General features: G+C 69.3%; 17 protein-coding genes and 1 pseudogene. 7 read left to right on the top strand and 11 right to left on the bottom strand.

The window, feature by feature from the left end:
- Nucleotides 1-46 precede the first annotated feature (46 nt).
- The gene (locus BJ964_RS36395) at nt 47-2,065 is read left to right on the top strand and encodes a 2Fe-2S iron-sulfur cluster-binding protein (protein ID WP_188124887.1); all 2,019 of its coding nucleotides are present in this window, start codon (nt 47-49) and stop codon (nt 2,063-2,065) included.
- 58 nt (nt 2,066-2,123) lie between these two features.
- Here BJ964_RS36395 and BJ964_RS36390 read toward each other — a convergent pair whose 3' ends face one another.
- The 5 genes from BJ964_RS36390 to BJ964_RS36370 form a co-directional block, all read right to left on the bottom strand.
- Entirely contained in the window at nt 2,124-4,610 is a 2,487-nt protein-coding gene (locus tag BJ964_RS36390; protein WP_188124886.1) for an ABC transporter permease, read from the bottom strand.
- The gene (locus BJ964_RS36385; protein WP_188124885.1) at nt 4,607-5,299 is read right to left on the bottom strand and encodes an ABC transporter ATP-binding protein; all 693 of its coding nucleotides are present in this window, start codon (nt 5,297-5,299) and stop codon (nt 4,607-4,609) included. The genes BJ964_RS36390 and BJ964_RS36385 overlap by 4 nt, the downstream gene beginning before the upstream one ends.
- Nucleotides 5,299-5,700, bottom strand: a complete 402-nt coding sequence (locus tag BJ964_RS36380) for a hypothetical protein (protein ID WP_188124884.1) — start codon at nt 5,698-5,700, stop codon at nt 5,299-5,301. The genes BJ964_RS36385 and BJ964_RS36380 overlap by 1 nt, the downstream gene beginning before the upstream one ends.
- Before the next feature lie 82 nt (nt 5,701-5,782).
- Nucleotides 5,783-6,442 (bottom strand): response regulator, encoded by a 660-nt coding sequence (locus BJ964_RS36375; protein WP_188124883.1) that lies wholly within the window; start codon nt 6,440-6,442, stop codon nt 5,783-5,785.
- Nucleotides 6,439-7,608 (bottom strand): sensor histidine kinase, encoded by a 1,170-nt coding sequence (locus BJ964_RS36370; protein WP_188124882.1) that lies wholly within the window; start codon nt 7,606-7,608, stop codon nt 6,439-6,441. Before BJ964_RS36370 ends, BJ964_RS36375 begins: the two co-directional genes overlap by 4 nt.
- A gap of 563 nt (nt 7,609-8,171) precedes the next feature.
- On the opposite strand from BJ964_RS36370, the gene BJ964_RS36365 reads away from it, so the two are divergent.
- Both BJ964_RS36365 and BJ964_RS49325 read left to right on the top strand, forming a co-directional pair.
- Complete coding sequence (locus BJ964_RS36365) at nt 8,172-8,795, top strand: DinB family protein (protein WP_188124881.1); 624 nt, start codon at nt 8,172-8,174, stop codon at nt 8,793-8,795.
- Nucleotides 8,796-8,797: 2 nt separating this feature from the next.
- Nucleotides 8,798-8,948, top strand: a pseudogene (locus BJ964_RS49325) (transposase); the annotation flags it as partial.
- A gap of 315 nt (nt 8,949-9,263) precedes the next feature.
- On the opposite strand, the gene BJ964_RS36360 reads toward BJ964_RS49325, so the two are convergent.
- The 4 genes from BJ964_RS36360 to BJ964_RS36345 all read right to left on the bottom strand — a co-directional run bounded on the left by BJ964_RS36360 (nt 9,264) and on the right by BJ964_RS36345 (nt 12,587).
- Entirely contained in the window at nt 9,264-9,746 is a 483-nt protein-coding gene (locus BJ964_RS36360) for a YfbM family protein (RefSeq protein ID WP_188124880.1), read from the bottom strand.
- 177 nt (nt 9,747-9,923) lie between these two features.
- Nucleotides 9,924-10,571 carry a hypothetical protein gene (locus tag BJ964_RS36355; RefSeq protein ID WP_188124879.1) on the bottom strand — a complete coding sequence of 216 codons (648 nt, stop codon included), beginning with the start codon at nt 10,569-10,571 and terminating at the stop codon, nt 9,924-9,926.
- 359 nt (nt 10,572-10,930) lie between these two features.
- Entirely contained in the window at nt 10,931-11,443 is a 513-nt protein-coding gene (locus BJ964_RS36350; protein WP_188124878.1) for a YcxB family protein, read from the bottom strand.
- 175 nt (nt 11,444-11,618) lie between these two features.
- On the bottom strand, nt 11,619-12,587 hold the full coding sequence (locus BJ964_RS36345; protein ID WP_188124877.1) for an aldo/keto reductase: 969 nt from the start codon (nt 12,585-12,587) through the stop codon (nt 11,619-11,621).
- Between the two features lie 276 nt (nt 12,588-12,863).
- On the opposite strand from BJ964_RS36345, the gene BJ964_RS36340 reads away from it, so the two are divergent.
- The 3 genes from BJ964_RS36340 (at nt 12,864) to BJ964_RS36330 (ending at nt 15,925) form a co-directional block, all read left to right on the top strand.
- On the top strand, nt 12,864-14,171 hold the full coding sequence (locus BJ964_RS36340; protein WP_188124876.1) for a chymotrypsin family serine protease: 1,308 nt from the start codon (nt 12,864-12,866) through the stop codon (nt 14,169-14,171).
- Between the two features lie 110 nt (nt 14,172-14,281).
- Entirely contained in the window at nt 14,282-15,193 is a 912-nt protein-coding gene (locus BJ964_RS36335) for an alpha/beta hydrolase (protein ID WP_188124875.1), read from the top strand.
- Between the two features lie 180 nt (nt 15,194-15,373).
- Nucleotides 15,374-15,925 carry a phospholipase gene (locus tag BJ964_RS36330; RefSeq protein WP_188124874.1) on the top strand — a complete coding sequence of 184 codons (552 nt, stop codon included), beginning with the start codon at nt 15,374-15,376 and terminating at the stop codon, nt 15,923-15,925.
- Between the two features lie 19 nt (nt 15,926-15,944).
- On the opposite strand, the gene BJ964_RS36325 is transcribed toward BJ964_RS36330, so the two are convergent.
- Together BJ964_RS36325 and BJ964_RS36320 are read right to left on the bottom strand one after the other, a co-directional pair.
- A complete protein-coding gene (locus BJ964_RS36325) occupies nt 15,945-16,565 on the bottom strand; it encodes a phosphate signaling complex PhoU family protein (RefSeq protein ID WP_407650820.1) in 621 nt (206 codons plus the stop codon).
- A 299-nt stretch (nt 16,566-16,864) separates the two neighbouring features.
- A complete protein-coding gene (locus BJ964_RS36320) occupies nt 16,865-17,197 on the bottom strand; it encodes an STAS domain-containing protein (protein ID WP_188124872.1) in 333 nt (110 codons plus the stop codon).
- A gap of 532 nt (nt 17,198-17,729) precedes the next feature.
- On the opposite strand from BJ964_RS36320, the gene BJ964_RS36315 reads away from it, so the two are divergent.
- On the top strand, nt 17,730-19,136 hold the full coding sequence (locus BJ964_RS36315; protein ID WP_188124871.1) for an FAD-binding oxidoreductase: 1,407 nt from the start codon (nt 17,730-17,732) through the stop codon (nt 19,134-19,136).
- Nucleotides 19,137-19,155: the final 19 nt, after the last annotated feature.

The following is a 19,155-nucleotide window of genomic DNA, read 5'->3' as shown; positions in this document are numbered from 1 at the left end:
AGAAAGCGAGTACCAGAATAGCTGAGCTATTGCTCACAATAGTGCAATGAACTGGGAAGATGCGAGAACACTGACCACCGTCGACGAGGTCGAGGCGCTCATCGGCCGGCCTCCCGCGCCGGTGCTGATGAAACAGATCAGCGCGCTCGACGAGGGCTGCCGGGCGGTGCTGGCGCGCAGCCCGATCGCCGCGTTCGGCTACCGCGACGCCGACGGGACGAGCACGACGACGTTCGTCGGCGGCCGGCCCGGGTTCGCGCGCATGCTGTCACCCACCCGGATCACGTTCACCGTTCCGCCGGCGGCATGTGGGCCGGTCTCGCTGTTCTTCCTGCTCCCGGGTGTCGGCGAAGTCCTGCGCGTCAACGGCTCGGTGACCGCCGACGCCGCCGACGGTGTCGTCATCGGCGTCGAGGAAGCGTTCGTGCACTGCGCGCAGGCCGTCTTGCGGTCCCGCCTGTGGCAAACGCCAGGCCCGGCCGAGCCGGTTCCCGAGGTCTCCGGCGACGGCCCGCTGAGCCGCCCCGGCGTAGCCGCCTTCCTCGCCGCCGCTCCGTTCCTCGCGCTGTCCACCTGGGCCGGCGACCGCGGCAGCGACACCAGCCCGCGCGGCGATCAGGGCCCGGTGGCACGGATCCTCGACGACCGTACGCTTCTCATCGCCGATCGCAAGGGCAACAGACGCGCCGACGCCCTGCACAACCTTCTGTACGACGACCGGTTCTCGCTGGCGGCGCTGGTGCCGGGCCGCGCCGACGTGCTGCACCTGCGTGGCCGGGGAGCCGTCACCACCGACCCGGCGCTGCTGCACACCCTGGAGTTGCGCGGTTCGCCACCGCACGCGGCCCTGCTCGTCGACGTCGAACACGCCGCACTGACCACCGGCTCCGCGGTGGTCGACGCCCGACTGTGGTCGCCCGCCGCGCACGTGCGCCCGGGTGAGGCGCCGGACCTGATGATGCTGGCGGGGGAGCACCTCGCGGCCAACACGGCACCCCGGTTCGTGCTTACCGCCGTCCGGGCGATCCCGGGGCTGGGCCGGCTGCTGCGGCGGGTGATGAACCGCGCGTACCGCTCCGGGCTGCGCAAAGAGGGGTACGCCGACGGCGCGCTACGGGAGGTACGGGTCACCGAGGTCCGCCGGGAGACACCGAGCGTGGTCACCGTCGTGCTGGAGGACGGCCACCCGTTCGACTTCCGGCCGGGCCAGTTCTTCACCCTTGTCGCCGAGGTGGACGGCCGCCCGGTGCGCCGCGCCTACTCGGCCTCCTCGGCACCCGGGGCGACCCGGTTGGAGGTGACCGTCAAACGCATCGACGGCGGGGCGTTCTCCACACACGTACACCGAAAGCTGCGCGCCGGAGACCGTCTGGCCGTGCGCGGCCCGTCCGGCACGTTCCACCCGCGGTCCCCAGCCGAGATCGTGCTGGTCGCGGCGGGCAGCGGCGTCACCCCGATGATGAGCATGATCCGCACCCGGCTCGCCGGCCCGGACGGCGGCCGGATCGCCCTGCTCTACAGCAGCCGCGACGAGACGGAGATCATCTTCGGGGCCGAACTCGACCGGCTCGCCGGGGATCACCCGGATCGGCTGTCGGTCACCCACGTGCTGACCCGCCGGAACGGCCGGATCGGCGCCGACGGCATCCGCCACTGGGTCACCGGGCTGGAGCCGGGCCCGGACGCCCACTACTACGTGTGCGGGCCCGAGGCCCTGACGGACACCGTCCGGTCCGTCCTGTCCGGGCTGGGCGTCCCCGCCGGGCGGGTGCACAGTGAGCGCTTCCACCGCCGCCCGGACACCGTGACGACCGAGCCGCAGCAGCTGACCGTGACCGAGAACGGGCGTCTCGCCGGGACGACGGTGGTGGCGCCCGGGCAGACGCTGCTGGACGCGGGGCTCGCCGCCGGGCTGCCGATGCCGTACTCGTGTACGGCCGGCGGCTGTGGCTCCTGCACCGTCCACCTGACCGTCGGCGACGTCACCCAGACCGAGCCGGACGGGACCGTGCTGGCGTGTATGAGCTGCCCGCTCTCGGCAGTGACACTCGATATCCGACGATGAGTCCTTGACGGCGACGAGGGCGCTGATCGAGTCTCAACCGTCCCGGGCCTCGGGACGGTCAGTCGATCGCCAGGGCCGCCACCGGGCTGACCCTCGCCGCCCGCCGGGCCGGCAGCAGTCCCGCCAGCACGGTGATTCCGGCGATCGCCGCCACGATCGTGACGAGCCAACCGGCCGGGAACGTCAGCGGCAGGTCCAGGCGCAGCGACTCCAGGGTGAGCCAGGCCATCGGCACGCCCAGCACGACGCCGAGGACCGCCCCGATCAGGCCGTACAGTCCGGCCTCCAACCCGACCATCATCCGCAGCCGGGCCCTGGTCAGACCGAGCGCCCGGGCCAGCCCGAACTCCTGGGTGCGCTCCAGCACCGACAACCCGGTCGTGGTGCCGACACCGACCACGGCGATCAGCACGGTCAGTCCGAGTAGGCCCAGCGCCGCCGCGAACAGCGACGACACCTCGCCGTCGGCCTTGTCTCGTTCGTCGGCGAGCACCGCCACCTCCGCGCCGGCCGGGCCGCTCAGGCGCCGGAACTCGGCCAGGGCCTCGTTCCGGGTCCCGGTGGCGACGTCGGCGAGGAAACCGGCCGACGAGTCGCCGAGGGCATCCAGGTCCGCGCTGGTCAGCACCGCTCCCATCCGCAGCGGCGCCTCCCCGGTCAGGATCGCCACCACCTCGACGCGGGCCGCACCGTCCGATCGCAGCGTCACCACGTCACCGACCCGGGCGCCGAAGTCGGAGGCGGCGACCGCCGACAGGATCACCGTCCCCGGGCCGAGCGCCGCGATGTCTCCGCTGGCCGCCTCCAGTCTCCGCAGAGCCGGCATCGCCGCCATGTCGATCGCGATGGCGCCGTGCGAGAAATTCCCGGAAGGCGCGGTGAAGTCCGCCATCCGGAACGGGGTGACGTCCCGGAACCGCGGGTCGGCGCGCACGCCCGCCATCGCCTTGTCCAACCCGTCCGGTGACTCGGCGAACATGGCGAGGTCGGCCGGGGTACGGGCGGCCATCTCCCGGTCCGTCCACAACCGCAGACTGCTGATCCCGACGACGGTGCCGGCCAGCATGGTCACACCCAGCGCCACCACCACCGACACCGCCGCGGCGCGCCGGGGCGTACCCCCGATGCCGCTGACCGCGAGGTTGCCCGTTGCGCCGAGCCGCCGCAGCGGCCACCCGGCAACCGCCAGGATCGGTCGGATCAACACCGGCCCGAGTACGATCAGCGCACCGAACCCGAGCGCGCCGACACCGACGAGATGTAACAGCGCGTCGGACGAACCCATCCGGCCGGCGGTCCGCCACCCCAGGCCGGCAGTCGCCGCGACCAGCAGCAGGCCCGCCACCAGCCGTGGCGCGGCGACACCCCGTTCGGCGGCCAGCGTGCTCGCGGCTCGCAGGGCCTGCAGCGGGGCGACACCGGCCGCGGCGAAGGCCGGGGCGAGAACGGCGCCCGCGGTCAGCAGTCCGGCGCCGGCCACCACCGCGACGGCCGCGGCAAGCGGCACACCAGGACCGGTCAGCGTACGGCCGGAAGCCGCGGCCACCGCAGGGGCGGCCAGCCCCGCGAGCTGGGCGAGAACGACGCCGACCGCCCCGGTGACCAGGCCCGTCACAGCGCCCTCGACGGCCAGTGCCAGGATCAGCTGATTGCGCTGGGCGCCAATCGTGCGCAGCAGCGCCAACTGCCGCAGACGCTGCGCGAACACGATCCGGAACGTCGACGTGGCCACCAGTGCCGTGGCCACCACCGCGATCGCTACGAACATCGCCACCAGGGCGAAGATCTGATCGAGCTGGCGTACGGCGTCGTGCGCCTCCCGGACCCGCATGGCCTCGCCGGTGGTGACGCTGACGTACGCCCGAGGATCGTCCAGCAGCCGCTCGGACCACCCGTTCATCATCGACGGCACGTCCGCGCCGTCCGCGGCAAGCACGTCGACCCGCGGGAACCCCGGGTTCCCGCTGATCCTCGCGACGGCCTCGTCGTGTGCGTACGCCCGCTCGGCGGTGTCCCGCGGCCCGTCGACCACACCCGTCACGGTCACCGTCACGGGCTTTCCGCTGCGGTCTCCGGTGTGCAGCCGTAGCGTGCCGCCCACGGTCGTGCCGAGCCGTGCGGCGGCCCGCCGGTCCATCGCGATCTCCCGGTCGCCGCGCGGGTAGCCGCCGGAGAGCAGCGTGATCCGCGACAGGGGCCCGGAGCCCGGGTCGGCGATCAGCTCCAGTTCGTTGCCGGACGAGGCGTCGCCGACCGTGAACGTCGCCGTCACCCGGCCCACCGCCTGCCGTACCCCGGCCGTGCCACGAACCTCGGCGACCTGCCCCGGAGTCAGCGACTCGCCGCCGGCCGCGTACACCACCAGGCTGACGGCTTCCGGCGTCTCGCTGAACGTGTCGAGCGTGGTCCGCGTGACGATCACGTACGCGAGCACCGTGCCGAACACCACGAACGCTGCCACCAGCACCGACAGCCCGGTCGTCAACAGCCGCCCGGGACGGCGCGACACCCCGCTGAGCTGAGTACGTAGGACGCTCGCGGTCATCGGACGATGTCCTGGAGAGAGGTGTCCTTCACGATGCGGCCGTCGGCGAGCGTCAGCACCCGGTCGGCGTATCCGGCGGCGTCGGGGTCGTGGGTGACCATGACGACGGTCTGGCCGAGCCGGTGCACCGAGTCGCGCAGGAAGCCGAGCACCTCGGCCCCGGACCGCGAGTCGAGGTTGCCGGTCGGCTCGTCGGCGAAGATGACGTCCGGCCGGGTGCTCAAGGCCCGGGCCAGGGCGACGCGCTGTTGCTGGCCGCCGGACAGCTCGGAGGGGCGGTGCCCGAGCCGGTCACCGATGCCGAGGACGCCGACGACATGGTCGAACAGGTCACGGTCCACGGCCCGGCCGGCCAGCTCGGCCGGGAGAGTGATGTTCTGCCGAGCGGTGAGCTGTGGCAGAAGGTTGAACGCCTGAAAGACGAACCCGATCTGGTCCCGGCGTACGGCGGTCAGTGCCTTGTCCGACAGGCCGGTGAGTTCGGTGTCGCCGATCGTGATCCGGCCGCTGGTGACGGTGTCGAGCCCGGCAAGGCAGTGCATGAAGGTCGACTTGCCGGAGCCGGACGGCCCCATGATCGCGGTGAACCGGCCGCGGGTGAAGGTGGCCGACACCCCGTCGAGGGCACGGACCGCACGGTCGCCGGTGCCGTAGACCTTGACCAGGCCGGTGGCGGTGACGGCGGCCATCAGAAGGCGAGCTTCGGAATGCGCAGGTCCACACCGCTGTCCGCACAGTGGCCGACGGCCAGCTCGGTGATCTCGTCGAGTTCACCGGCCCGCGGCCGCTCGGCGGCACCGGTCGCTTTGACCCGCGACCAGTACACGTAGCGGCCGACCTCGGTGCTGATCCCGTCGTTCTCGAACCGTGTGTAGCGGACCTGCCGGATCTGCTGCTCCCAGCTCTCGGCCTCGGTGGCGTCGGCGGGCGGCGTCTGCGCCTTGTCGATCAGCTCCTGGGCGAGGGCGCAGTCGGCGCCGGACGCGGCCGTCGGGCCGAATCGCTTGTCCCACAGGTAGTTCACGCCGAAGCCGACACCGGCCAGGATGATCGCGGTCAGGATTCCGAAGGTGATGTGTTTGCTGTTCACGGCCGCCATTCTGTGGCGTGGGGCGGGCCCGGCGCATTGACGCCAGATCTGATCCGGCGGGGCCCGGTGTACGACTCAGGTATTACACGCCCGGCTTGACCAGGCCGATCTCATACGCGAACACCACGGCCTGCACCCGGTCACGAAGTTGCAGTTTCGCCAATATTCGCCCGAAATGAGTCTTCACCGTGCCCTCCGCGACGAAAAGCCGGCCGGCGATCTCCGCGTTCGACAGCCCGGCCGCGACCAGCTCCAGGACCTCGCGTTCCCGTTCGGTCAGCATGGCCAGCCGTTCGTCGGCGCGCCCCGGCAGGGTCAGCTGACCCGCGAACCGGTCCAGCAGCGCCCGGGTCACCCGTGGCGCCACCACCGACTCACCCGCCGCGACAACCCGGATCGCCGCGAGCAGCTGCTCCGGCGGCGCGTTCTTCAGCAGGAACCCGCTCGCCCCGGCCTGCAATGCGGCGAACGCGTCCTCGTCGGTGTCGAACGTGGTCAGCACCAGCACACGCGGCCCGTCCGGTCCGGCGCAGATCCGCCGCGTCGCCTCCACCCCGTCCATCACCGGCATCCGGATGTCCATCACCACCACGTCCGCCGGCACCCGGACGAGCAACGCGAGAGCCTCGGCGCCGTCACCGGCCTCGCCCACCACCTCCATGTCGGCCTGCGCGGACAGCACCATCGCGAACCCGGCCCGTACCAACGCCTGGTCGTCGACGATCAGGACCCGAATGCTCATGCCGCCTCCCTGACCGGGATCATGGCACGGACCAGCCAACCGCCGTCCGTACCCGGCCCCGCGGAGAACTCGCCGCCGTGCACCGCCACCCGCTCGCGCATCCCGAGCAGACCGTTGCCGCCGCCGCTGGTCATCGACCCCGGCGCGCCGTCGTCGCCGACCTCCAGCACCGCACGGCCCCGATCCACGGACAACGTCACCACCACCCGCGTGCCCGTCCCGGCGTGCCGCAACACGTTCGTCAGCGACTCCTGCACGATCCGGAACACGGTCAGCTCGTCGGCCGCGGACAGCCTCCCGACGTCACCGTCGAACCGCGTCTCCACATCGAGGCCCGCCGACCGCGCCCGCTCCACCACCGTGCCGAGCTGCCCGAGACCTCTCCGCCGACGGTCCTCCGGATCCTCCTCCTCGCCACCGGCTCCGCGCAGCACCGCCACGATCCGGTGCATGTCGTCCAGGGCCTCCCGGCCGGTGTCCGCGACCGTGCGCATCGCCTCGCGCGCCCGCTCGGTGTCCGTGTCGATCACATAGCGCGCCCCGTCGGTCTGCGCGATCATCACCGCGAGGCTGTGCGCCACCACGTCGTGCAGTTCCCGGGCGATGAACGCCCGCTCGTCCGCGGCGGCCAGCCGGGCCAGATGGTCGCGTTCCCGCTCCGCGGTCGCCGCCCGCTCGGCCAGCACCACACCGCGCTCCCGGTTCGTCCGCAACACGTAGGCGAACAGCCACAGCGCGCCGCAGCCGGCCAGGGCCGCGACATGCTCGGCCAGGTACGGGTAGTCGAACACGGAACCCGACCACGAGTCGTCGATCCGCACCAGCGCGACGACGACCACACCGAACGCGACCACCACACCGGACAGGTGCACCGCCCGCTGGTCACGCGAGTGGGTCACCACCGCCAGCATCGCCACGAGCAGCGCCACGTCGTACGCCGCCGGAACCGCCGAAGCCACCAGCACCTGCACCGAGGCGAGGACCGTGACCACCGCGAAGACCCGCACCGGCGCGTAGCGCCGGAAAATGAGGGCCGCCGCCATGCTGACCCCGATGACCGCGTCCCCTATCGAGTGGCCGCGGTACTGCACGGCGACGGTCGCCACCACCGTCGCGATGATGAGATCCCACAGGATGCCCAGCTGCGGGGCCCACCGACCAAACACCCCGCCACCATAGACGGCGCCACGAGCTGACCATGCGGCGTCTATCGGTCCGGTGGCGGCTCACCTCACCGCCGAACTCGACCAGTGCCGCCATGCAGGCTTCGGCCTCCTCGTCCGGGACGTCGAGGTAGTAGCTGGTTTTGCGTGGCATCGGCTCTGGACAGTCGCCGTAATCCTCTGACATCGCCCAGTGCATGCGCTGGCAAAGGTCGGCCAGCAGTGCGTTCAGCTCACCTACCGAGGCACCGTCGGGCAGCGGCCCGTGCCGGGTGAGCCGGCTGAGCAGACGCCGCACCAAGTCCGGCGGGAGATCATCAGCGAACAGCGAGCCATGCACGGTGACGAGCACACCGAAGATCGCTTCGAGGTCGGACGCCGGGAGAGCCCGGGGCTGCGGTTCCACCTCCGTCACGTGGCTGACCACGCCGGGGGACTCGGTGGACCTCGGCGGTCGCGCCAACCACGCAAGCATCAACGTTTCGGCACCGCAAGATCGTCGCTGGATTCATGTCCGCGAGGTTCGGGGCGGCTCTTCTTGTTGCCGCCTGGCAAGCTCGTGTCCCGTGATCGATGACTTCGCGAAGGACTACCTGCACCGCCAGCTCAAAGTGACCCGTGAGGCGCTGGTCTGGAAGCTCGATGGTCTGTCCGAGTACGACATCCGGCGTCCCTTGACGGTGACCGGGACCAACCTCCTCGGCCTGGTCAAACATATGGCGACCTGGGAGGCCAGGTATCTCGGCGAGATTTTCGCCCGCCCGTTCCCGGTGCCGCTGCCACGCTGGCAGGATGCGGACGGAAGCGATCTGTGGGTCACGCCGGATGAGACTCGCGAGCAGGTTATCGGTTTCTACCAGCGCGCTGGGGACCATGCCGACGCGACGATCAGGGACCTTCCCCTTGACGCCTTGGGCCACGTGCCGTGGTGGCCGAGCCCCGAGGTGAGGCTGTTCAACATGATGGTCCATGTCCTGCAGGACACCACCCGGCATGCCGGCCACGCGGATATCCTGCGTGAGCAGCTCGACGGCCGGACCGGGGTGATGGCCGAGTACGAGGAGCCGATCGACACGGCGGCCCGCGCGACACATCGGGCGAAGATCGAGCGGGCTGCGCAGGCAGCGACCGGCGGCACGGACCAATCGGACCCATCTGTCACACCAAACGCCGTTGAGACTGCGCCGTGATGTTCGACGCCGGGTACGAGGTTCCACACATCGCCTGGCTGCTGCGCGACCTGCTGGTCGAAATCCTCGGCCGGATGCGTTCCGACCGAGTACTGCGCCGTCCGGCCCCGCCGCGTGTCTACCAGCCGCAGGGCGAACGACCGGCCAAGCATGACCACATGGCGGCGGGCGGTGGTGTACGACTCCCCGGTACGCGCCATACGCTCGCGCACCAGCTTCTTGAGTCGGCGCTGTTCGGTCACGTCCTGTCCTGTCCTGGACGGCGGCAGCGGCACCGCCCCACGTCGGCTCGCCGCGGCCCCGTCCGGCTACTGCGGCTGGACATGGACGGCATCGACTACGCCCCGCGATGGCATGAAGGCCACCTTCGCCCCCCGCGTCGCCGGCGGCGTGGATCGCCGGTCAGGAGATATGGCGCACGGGCAGCGCCGCCCGCGATCGTACCCCTCGCCGGGAGCGACTCCGGCGTTACTGATCGACCGTGAAGATGACCGCACGGTTCGCGGCCGCGGCTTCCCGGTAGAAATCGCGTACTCGGGTGAACCAGTACCAGGTGTAGTCGAAGTCCTCATCGCCGAGTACGCCCTGGTAGTCCCCGGGGTCGATGCGGTCATAGCGCTGACGCATCCAGGACTGGTCCACCGTCTTGAGGGCGTCGGCGACCTGAGCCGCCTCGCCGGCGCGCAGGTGCGCCACGACGTACTCATCGCCTTCGTGGTGATGGCCGCCGCCGAGAACCGCCATGTCCAACGGCGACAGGCGCCTGCCACAGCCCAGGGTGCCGTCGCTCAGGCACCGATGGATGGCATCCCAGGCCTTGTCCGTCTCGCAATCCAGAGGTACGCCGTCCCAGTCGCCCATCTCGACCTCTTCGACGAACGCCCGCACCTCGGCGTCGTCGCGCGTCGCCATCAGTGCCGCCTCCTGGTCCTCCGTCAGCGCAAAGAACATCCCGCGACATGCCACACCCGGCAGGGTACGTGAGTGCCAAGATCAGCACCGTCCCGGTCGTCAAGGGCCGCGCTCGGTGTGTGGTGGGGCAGCGCTATCGGAAGCGCCAAGATGAGGCCGGACCTCGTGGAACAACGCATCGCACATTCACCCGACGATTCGTCACGGAACCTCGGCTTATCGTCCCGTGCCCTTCTGGTGGATGCGGCTGAGCGTCTCCTGCCACACATCCGGCCCGGCCTGATCCCCCTTCTTGGTCGTGAAATAGTCGCCGTGCCGGATGACGGCCCAAGCGAGAACCGCCAGGCAGGTCAGCGACATGGCCAGGAGGAGGCCTTGGGCGATGTCTTCCGTCCACGAATACCAGTCGGGGTAGAGCAGCGCCTGAATCTCGGGAATGCGGGCGGCGAAGCTTCCGCCGGCCAGCTCGTCGAGATAGTCGGGGAATCCGGTCAGGACGCTGCCGTCGGCGCCGACGGAGAAGATGCCCCACAGGGTCAGAGTCGCGGTGGTGACCAGAATCGTGGTGCGAGCCCAACGACGGCCGCGCAGAACAAGCGGCGCGAGAACACCACATGCCACGCCGACCGCACCCATCACGAGCAGCTCGATCGCACCGCCGTGACCGCGCAGCATCGGCGGTGGCTCCGGCCCGTCCTGATCGGCGACGTCAGCGAAGATCGCCGTCAGCTTCTCCGGCGCGGAGGTGCCCCACCACCGCAGTTCCACCACCGCGATGATGATGAGAAACAGACCGGTCACCGCCAGCACGCCGAGCAGAATCGACGACAGCCGGACCAGCCGCGGAGCACCCGTGATCCCCATGATCAAGATCATACGGTCTCGCTGAACCTCAGCCGGTCCGTAGCGGAGCTACTGCAACTCTGCATGGTGAGCCGGTGTAGGTGCAGTATTCGTACGCTGCGGTATTCGTTGATCTTGGAGGCTGGGGATCGCTTGTCGCGAGTCGTTGTCCGCTCTGGTCGGCGCCGCGGCTGAGGAGGTCCGTGCCGCCGGATGCGAATGGCTGCACGTTGACTACGAACCACACCTCGAACACTTCTATCTCGACAAATGCCGCTCCCAGGCAACCCATGCCGGACTGATGCGACTGACGTAGCGTCCGCCATGGACCGCGGCAACGTGCAACCGTGGAAGATCCACGCTGACGGCGGGCAGACCGCTCAAAGGGTGGGTGCTTTCGTGAGCGCCGCGCCGCGCGAATGCAGGACTGCCAGCAGCCGGGCCTGTTCGGCCGGGGTCAGGTCAGCGGTCGGGATGCCGGACATCCGGCGCTTGGCGCCGGAGAACCCTCTGTGCAACAGCAGGACCTGGCCGCGCGTCCGGCGTACCGTCTTGATCGCCGACCAGGGCAGGGTGTCCGTCGATGAACCGTCGGTGGTGTGCAGACCCACGGCGTCGATCCGGACAGTGGCCGGCCCACCGATCTTGTGGGCTTCCCGCCTCACGACCTGCCGCGGTATCGCGAACAGCATGTACAGCGGCCCGACGACACCGCTGACGAGGAGGGACAGCCCCCAGCCATCCGGATTGCCGGCCTGGTACAGCAGTGCGGCGATGGCCAGCGTGACGGCCGCGAGCCCGGCGACGATCGGAAACAGGTTGTGCCGTAGCAGCGCCTCCGCCAGCTTCGGGTCCGGTCGGGTTTGAAAGGTGAGCTGCCCCGCGTCTTCCATGCGCGCATCATAGAGATGATCTTGGTTGCCCCTGCGGGGAGGTCGAAGGCGAGCACCGACCGCCGGGCTCCTACCGGGAACCCAAGCTCGCCTGGTGGGCCGCCATCACCGCCCCCGCCACCGTGACCGCCGCGATCCCGCAGGCAGCCGGCTGGCTTCAGCGAAAGGCAGCGGATCACCACCAGTAGTTGTCCTGCGGCAGGTAAGGGGCCTCCAGCTCGGCGATCTCCTGCTCGGTCAGGCGCAGCTCGAGAGCGGCGACGGCGTCCCGCAGATGATGCGGCCTGGTGGCCCCGACGATCGGACAGGACACGACCGGCTTGGACAGCACCCACGCCAGCGCCACCTGTGCCATCGCGACGCCGCGTGCCTCGGCGACCTTCTGGATCGCGTTCACCACCGGCTCGTCGACGTCGCGGTCGAACGCCCTGGCCACGGCGTCCGACGACGAGCGGGCCGTCTGCTGACCCCACGGCCGCGTCGCCCGGCCCTTGGCCAACGGCGAGTACGGAGTCAGACCGACCCCCTGGTCAAGGCACATCGGGATCATGTCGCGCTCGTCCTCGCGCTTGAGCACGTTGTACTGGTCCTGCATCGCCGAGAATGTCGTCCAACCGTTCACCACCGCGGCGTGCTGTGCCTTCGCGAACTGCCAGGCCCACATGGACGACGCGCCGAGATAGCGCACCTTGCCGGCTCTGACCAGGTCGTCGAGGGCCCGCATGGTCTCCTCGACCGGGGTCTGCGGGTCGAACCGGTGGATGTAGTAGACGTCGATGTAGTCGGTGCCCAGCCGGCGCAGCGAGGCGTCGGCCTGCTCCAGGACGGCCTTGCGGGACAGGCCGCTGCCACCCGGGCCGTCGTGCATCTTCCCGCTGACCTTGGTCGCCAGCACGATCTCCTCCCGCCGCGCGAACCGGCTGATCGCCCGCCCGACGAACTCCTCCGAGGTGCCGCCCTGGTAGACGTTCGCGGTATCCCAGAACGTCACACCCAGCTCGACGGCCTGCCGGAAGAACGGCGCCGCGGCATCCTCATCCAGGGTCCACTGATGCATGCCGGCCGCGGCCCGGCCGTAGCTCATGCACCCCAGCCCGATACGGCTCACCCTCAGCCCGGTCCGGCCCAGCCGCGTGAACTCCACCGCACTACCTCCCGAACAATCCACGGGCACACCGCCCGCGCCGGCCATGCGGCCACACCGCCAAGCCTCGCACGCGAAGCGTGGCCTTGAGGGCAGGCGAAGGGGTTGGTCCGGAATCCCCGGTCGGGAGCCCGACCTACCGAGGATGAAAAGGCTCGATGTTTACACCCGCACGAACTGACGGTGACCTGCGTCACACTCCATAGAAAAATTCGGATATTTACGCGTTACGATGCACGCTCTCCGCATGATCAAGTCTTCGACGCAAGGAGCTCGATGAAGCGTTCCATTGTGCCAGCTGCATTCTCGTTTCTTCTCATCATCGGGGCGTCTCCGCCGGAGGCGTTTGCCTTCGACGCCTCTGCCAAGCCGGCAATATCGGTGGATCCTGGCGGCACCCCCGATGTCAATGCCGGAGTCGACCTGTCGCGCCTGCATGGCAACCGTTCCTACGTGGAGTCGCTTTCCAAGGTCGTGGATCAACTGTCGAATCTGAGGTCGGCGGTCGGTGATGTGCTCGGAGACACTCCCGACCTGGTCGACTTCGGATTCCAGACGGGCACCAGGTCGTTGATTGTGTACTGGTCGGGCGACCCCCAGGCATCCGTTCTGGACGATATCGCCCAACCCGCCAGCGACCGTGGTCTTGGCCTGGTCATCGCGCTGAGGAAGACGAGTAGAGCGCAGCTCGACGCGGCCGAAGCCGAGGTGGCCGCCAACCTTCCGACCTACCGGAAGAATGGAATCGACGTCCAGGCCTACGGCGGGTTCTCGGCGGACTTCGACGGCCTCAAAATGACTGTCAACGGGAAGCCGTCCGCGTCGAAGCTCCAGCCAGATGTTGCGCAATCGCTGCAGAGCGCCGCGAGCGTCCCGGTTTCGATAACCTATGCCGACATGCGGCCGGCCGGCGGAAAGTATGATGACGGCCCGCCGTTCTATGCGGGCGGCTTGATGGTCGGCACCGGTGGAAAGATATGCACCAATGGCTTCGGTGTCGTGTACGGGGCATCGGTTTACCGATTCCTCTCCGCCCGCCACTGCACCGCCACTCCCTACAAAACAGAAACCGGAACCTACAGCTACGGCTCCATTGTGCAGGCGGGAACCGGCACAAACGGTGCTGCTGTCTTCAGTGGCAAGGGCTCGGAATACGTGTTCAACGGCTCTTATGTCGGGAATCCGACGACAACGCGCCTGCTGACTCAGCGGGATCCCAATCTGAACACGGTCGGCACGCCGGTATGCCAGGAAGGAGGTAACTCGGGGGAGCGCTGCGGGACCATCAGGCAGATCGCTTTGAACTGGGACGACGGCTACGGGAGTGCAATCAAGATAAACTACGTGACCAGTGGCAGTTCGGCGATAATCGCTGCGTCGGGCGACAGTGGTGGACCGGTCATCTCTCTCCATACCGAGGGCCGCGCATGGGCTGTAGGAATCCTGCAGGCCATCCAGAACTCCACGGAAACGGGATGCAACATCCGCTACCCTTCGGGAAACGCTTGTGCCGACAACTTCTTCTTCACCAACGTTGATGTGGCTCTGGTAGGGCTCACCTCCTACGGAATTGACTATTACTAGCAACTTCGGCCAGCCGGGTCCTGTCGCCGGACATCGCACGGGACGGGACCCGGCTGCACCACCGGCGCCGACGGTTGTCGCATCGATATGGACCGCACTACCGTGTCGACATGAGGCTGTCCGGCCGGGCCTTGCTGGCTGCCGCCACCGCCGCCGTGCTCGCCGGATGCACGGCCTCCGCGCCCCGCACCGCCGGGTCGGCGTCGCCGTCGGCGCCCGCGGCCTCCACGATCTACGACGTGGCCTACGCCGCCGCGTCCCCTGAGGAGAAGCTCGACCTGTACCTTCCGCCGCCGGCCGCGGAACCCGCGCCACTGGTCGTCTGGGTGCACGGCGGCGGGTGGCGCGCCGGCACGAAGAGTGTCATCGCCCAGGGTTACGACCCGTCCGCGCCGCCGCCACCCCAGCCGACGCGGTGCGGAGTGAACACCCAGATCCAGACGCCCGACGTGCCGGACCTCAACGCCAAGGGGTACGCGGTGGCCGCCATCGACTACCGCCTCGAGCAGGACCCGGTCGCGGCCGTGAAGGACGCAAAGGCAGCCGTCCGCTTCCTGCGGGCCAACGCCGCGAAATACCACCTGGATCCGCAGAAGTTCGCGGTCTGGGGCAACTCCGCAGGTGGCTACACCGTCGTCATGCTCGGCGTGACCGGCGGCCTGACGACCGAGTTCGACGACCCGGCGCTGGCCGACCCCGCCGTGCCGGCCACCGTGCAGGCCGTGATCGACTGGTTCGGCCCCACCGACGCCGCCAACCTCCCCGGCACGATCGGACCGGACCGGCTTCCGTACGCCTACGTCAAGCCCGGCCGCCCGCTGCCGCCGTTCCTGATCGCCCACGGCACCGCCGACTGCATCGTCCCGGTCGAGTCGTCCCGGCGCCTCCACCAGGCCCTCACCGCGGCCGGCGGGCAGGCCGCCCTGAACGTCCTGCCGGGCGCCCACCACGAGGACCCGGCCTTCATGCGAACCCAGCTGACCCCGGCGTACGCCTTCCTCGACCAGACGTTCAACCGGTAGCCGCCGGGGATTGTACGTTTCCCCATAGATTCAAAAATTGCCATGTAACGATGGCGTAGGGGCCACGTAGGACACCGAAGCTTAACCAACGTTCGAGTGACTCGTGAGTAACCCCACGGTCGCTCGGTCGCCCACCGGCAGCCCGCCTCCACCGGACGGGCCGTTCGACAGGAGCCCCGGATGTCCACATCCACTGCCCCGACGCGTACCCGCCGTACCGCTCTCCGACTGCTGCTCGCCGCGGCGCTCGCCGCCCTGACCGTTCTCGGCCCGGCCGGACCGGCGTTCGCCGTGACCACCGCCGAGAAGCTGGCCGTCCTCTCGTCGTTCACACAAACCAGCGTCACCAGCTACAACAGCTGGAACGCCGCCCGCCAGAACCAGGGCGCATGGGCGGCGTACGCCTTCGACTGGAGCACCGACTACTGCTCCGCCAGCCCGGACAACCCCCTGGGCTTCGACTTCAAACTCTCCTGCTGGCGGCACGACTTCGGCTACCGCAACCACAAGGCCATGGGAATCTTCGCCGCCAACAAGAGCCGGGTGGACTCGATGTTCTACGCGGACCTCAAGCGCAAATGCGCCACCTACGCGGCGGTCGTCCGGCCCGCCTGCTACAGCCTGGCCTGGACCTACTATCAGGCCGTCTCGGCCTTCGGCTCCCTGGACGCGGTCACCGAGCAGGACCTGGCCAAGGCCGCCGAACTCAAGGCCGCGGCCCTCGCCGAATAGCCGACCGGGCGCGAGCGGATCAGGAAGGCCCGCTCGCGCCCGCCGCGGAACTCAGCCGGTCTGTCGCGGTCGCGAGAACCACCACGTGATGTCCGATGTTGACGGCGTGGTCGGCGTATCGCTCGAAATACCGGCCCAGCAGGGCGCCGTCGATGGCCGCTTCCACGCCGAGCGGCCACTGCGGGCTGAGCATGACGGTGAACAGTTTCCGGTGCAGGTCGTCCATGGCGTCGTCGTCGCGGTCGAGTTGGGCGGCCTGGACCGCGTCGTGGTCGGCCAGCGCCGACACGATCTTGGCAGCCAGCTCGTCGGCCACCGCGCTCATCGCCCGGAACAGATCGGCCAGCTCCGGCACGACCGCGGGCACCGGATGCCGGCGCAGCGCGACCCGGGCCACATGCGCGGCCAGATCACCCATGCGCTGCAGGTCGGCGGCCACCTGCAACATGTTCAGGACCATCCGCAGGTCACCGGCGACCGGCGGCCGGCAGGCGGCCAGGCCGAAGACTCGGTCCTCGACGACGCGGTAGAGCACGTCGATCTCGGCATCACGGACCGTCACCTGCTGAGCCGCCGTGTGATCCGCGGTCAGCAGGGCGCCGCTCGCCTGCCTCATCGCCTCCCGCACGACCTTGGCCATCGTGACAAGCGTGCCATTGACCCGCGACAGTTGGGTGTGGAATCCCTCGCGCATGGCAGCCTCCCGGCCCGCTGGTGCGTCAGTGCTCCGCCGGCGCCCCTTTTCCGGATTCAGTTTCACGCCGAGCGCGACGTCGTCTGACACGCTCGGGTAGGCGGGGCGGCGCAACGGCGCATATCGGTCTATGTTCAATCCTTTCAGAACCCGGCGATCACCGTACGGCCGGGGTGTCGACATGAAACAGCCCGGTGGAATGAACCACCTGTGCTGTGAATTCGCCGGGCGCCCATTCTCGCCGTTCAGGCCGGAGTTCTCGCCTGCCGGAGCTGCTGGGCTGGTACCCCGGCGGCGAAGAGCCTGGCGGCGATGTGCCTGGACGGGTTGTGCACGTACACGGCGACATGATGATCCTCGCCGAGAGCACAGGCGGCGGAAACCGCGCCCACGTTGAGCGCGTCCACCCTGGATACGGCGGTGAGGTCGAGGACGAGCCGAGGTGGCCGGACCTTGCGGACGGTGTGCACCAGAACCTGCCGGAGCTGCGTGGCGTGGGCCGCCGCGATCTCACCCTGCGGCCGGATCACGACCGTTCCGTCGGGTTCGGTGCTTACCTCAAACGTCGGCGTACTCATGGCGTTTACCCTTCGTCATGCTCCGTTCAGCGCCCATGCATGGAATTAACTGGATATTGCACGGTTCCGGCGGGAGCCGGCCCAGGTCGACAGCGTGATCAGGAGTGGGCCGGCGGCCACCGCAGCGGCTCTGAAATGGACGAACTGTGGGGTGGGGTGCTTGTCGCTTGTGGTGCCGAGTGTCGTTGGTGCTGCCTCACGGAGCTGTGAAGCAAGGCAACGATCTCACCATGCGATGTAACGAGATCGACGTGCGCGGAATGGTCGATGGCCAATAGGTGAACAATGGGTTCCCGATCATGGAATCGGTGCCTTTCGCCCACCGCCGGGCCGCGGCCGGACCGGAATGTTCGCCGGTGAGCGCCACCGCGCGCGCGTATGCTCACCGAGCAGGGCCAGGCCGCGACGACGACGGCGGCCCGGAGCCCCTTGAGCGTCTTGTCCACGCCACAGGCGGCATGTCCCAATCCCGAACTTCCGGATCGAAATCTCCAGAGCCGAGGCGCTACCGATCGCGAGGCAGGAGTTCACGATGACCACAAGACAGAAAGGCGCGGAGGTCCTTGGCGAAGCCACTCTCGATGAGCTGGCGCAGGGCCTGCGCGGCGAGATGATCCAACCGGGTGACCCGGGTTACGACGAGGCACGGTCGATCTGGAACGGCGCCCACGACCGGCGACCGGCTCTCATCGTCCGCTGTCGCGGGGTGGCGGACGTACTCAAGACGGTGGAGTTGGCCCGTGGCGAGGGACTGCCCCTCGCGGTCCGCGGCGGCGGGCACAGCATCCCGGGCTTCTCGACGGTGGACCGGGGCATCGTGCTCGATCTGGCGCCGATGACGGGCGCCCGCGTCGACCTCGGCCGGCGTACGGTCACGGCGCAGGGCGGATGCCTGTGGGGTGACGTCGACGCCGAGACGCAGGCTTTCGGCCTGGCGGTGACGGGCGGGCTGATCTCCACGACGGGAATCGCGGGCTTCGCCCTCGGCGGAGGCATCGGCTGGCTGGTCCGCCGATTCGGTCTCACCTGCGACAACCTCGTCGGCGCGGACGTCGTGACCGCGGACGGCAGGTACCTGCACGCCGGCGAGGACGAGCACGCCGACCTGCTGTGGGCGCTGCGCGGTGGCGGCGGCAATTTCGGCGTCGTCACCTCGTTCGAGCTCCGGTTGCACGACGTCGGTCCGACAGTTTTCGCCGGACCCGTCTTCTATCGAGGCGAGGACGCGGAACGCGTGCTGCGTGGTTTCCGCGCGGCCGCGCCCACCGCACCGGACGAATTGACCGTGGCGGTCAACCTGGCCACCGCGCCGCCGGTGCCGTTCCTGCCTGAGCAGATACATGGCAAGCCCGTCGTCGTCGTTCTCGGCATGTGGTCGGGCGACCCCGACGCCGGCGACGCCGCGACCCGGCCGTTCCGGGAACTGGCGCCCGTGGTGGTCGATCTGTTCGGCCCGACGCCGTACACGGCGATGCAGAGCATGCTCGACCCGCTGTACCCGCGCGGCATGTGGAACTACTTCCGGTCGGCGTTCTTCGGCGACCTGGACGACACGACGATCGGCGGGTTCGTCGACGCGTACGCTCAGGCACCCAACGCCGTCTCGGAGTTGCACATCCACCACCTCGGCGGCGCGATGGGCCGGGTACCCGCCGACGCGACCGCGTTCGGCACCCGCGACCAGGACTTCATCCTGAACGTGGCGGCCCGGTCCACGGATGCCGACGGCTTTGCGGCCACGACCGAGTGGGCCCGCGCGGCGACCGGCGTCCTGGGCCCGGATGCCGCGGCGTACGTCAACTTCACCGGCGAGGCCGGCGAGGACCGCGTCCGGGCGTCCTACCCGAAGGACACGTACGAGCGGCTGGTGGCGATCAAGGACCGCTACGACCCGGCGAACCTGTTCCGGCTCAACCAGAACATCCGGCCGTCGGCCTGAGCCGGGGGCCCGTCTGAAG

Origin of the sequence: Actinoplanes lobatus (assembly GCF_014205215.1) — a bacterium.
Lineage (GTDB): Bacteria > Actinomycetota > Actinomycetes > Mycobacteriales > Micromonosporaceae > Actinoplanes > Actinoplanes lobatus.
This window is presented reverse-complemented; position numbering and strand designations above follow the sequence as displayed.

What these genes read in the sequence shown, in the direction of transcription:
- BJ964_RS36375 (WP_188124883.1), bottom strand. Translation starts at nt 6,442, where the DNA reads ATGAGCATTCGGGTCCTGATCGTCGACGACCAGGCGTTGGTACGGGCC.
- BJ964_RS36395 (WP_188124887.1), top strand. Translation starts at nt 47, where the DNA reads ATGAACTGGGAAGATGCGAGAACACTGACCACCGTCGACGAGGTCGAG.
- BJ964_RS36355 (WP_188124879.1), bottom strand. Translation starts at nt 10,571, where the DNA reads ATGGGGATCACGGGTGCTCCGCGGCTGGTCCGGCTGTCGTCGATTCTG.
- BJ964_RS36315 (WP_188124871.1), top strand. Translation starts at nt 17,730, where the DNA reads ATGACCACAAGACAGAAAGGCGCGGAGGTCCTTGGCGAAGCCACTCTC.
- BJ964_RS36360 (WP_188124880.1), bottom strand. Translation starts at nt 9,746, where the DNA reads ATGTTCTTTGCGCTGACGGAGGACCAGGAGGCGGCACTGATGGCGACG.
- BJ964_RS36390 (WP_188124886.1), bottom strand. Translation starts at nt 4,610, where the DNA reads ATGACCGCGAGCGTCCTACGTACTCAGCTCAGCGGGGTGTCGCGCCGT.
- BJ964_RS36325 (WP_407650820.1), bottom strand. Translation starts at nt 16,565, where the DNA reads ATGGCCAAGGTCGTGCGGGAGGCGATGAGGCAGGCGAGCGGCGCCCTG.
- BJ964_RS36320 (WP_188124872.1), bottom strand. Translation starts at nt 17,197, where the DNA reads ATGAGTACGCCGACGTTTGAGGTAAGCACCGAACCCGACGGAACGGTC.
- BJ964_RS36350 (WP_188124878.1), bottom strand. Translation starts at nt 11,443, where the DNA reads ATGGAAGACGCGGGGCAGCTCACCTTTCAAACCCGACCGGACCCGAAG.
- BJ964_RS36330 (WP_188124874.1), top strand. Translation starts at nt 15,374, where the DNA reads ATGTCCACATCCACTGCCCCGACGCGTACCCGCCGTACCGCTCTCCGA.
- BJ964_RS36340 (WP_188124876.1), top strand. Translation starts at nt 12,864, where the DNA reads ATGAAGCGTTCCATTGTGCCAGCTGCATTCTCGTTTCTTCTCATCATC.
- BJ964_RS36335 (WP_188124875.1), top strand. Translation starts at nt 14,282, where the DNA reads ATGAGGCTGTCCGGCCGGGCCTTGCTGGCTGCCGCCACCGCCGCCGTG.
- BJ964_RS36385 (WP_188124885.1), bottom strand. Translation starts at nt 5,299, where the DNA reads ATGGCCGCCGTCACCGCCACCGGCCTGGTCAAGGTCTACGGCACCGGC.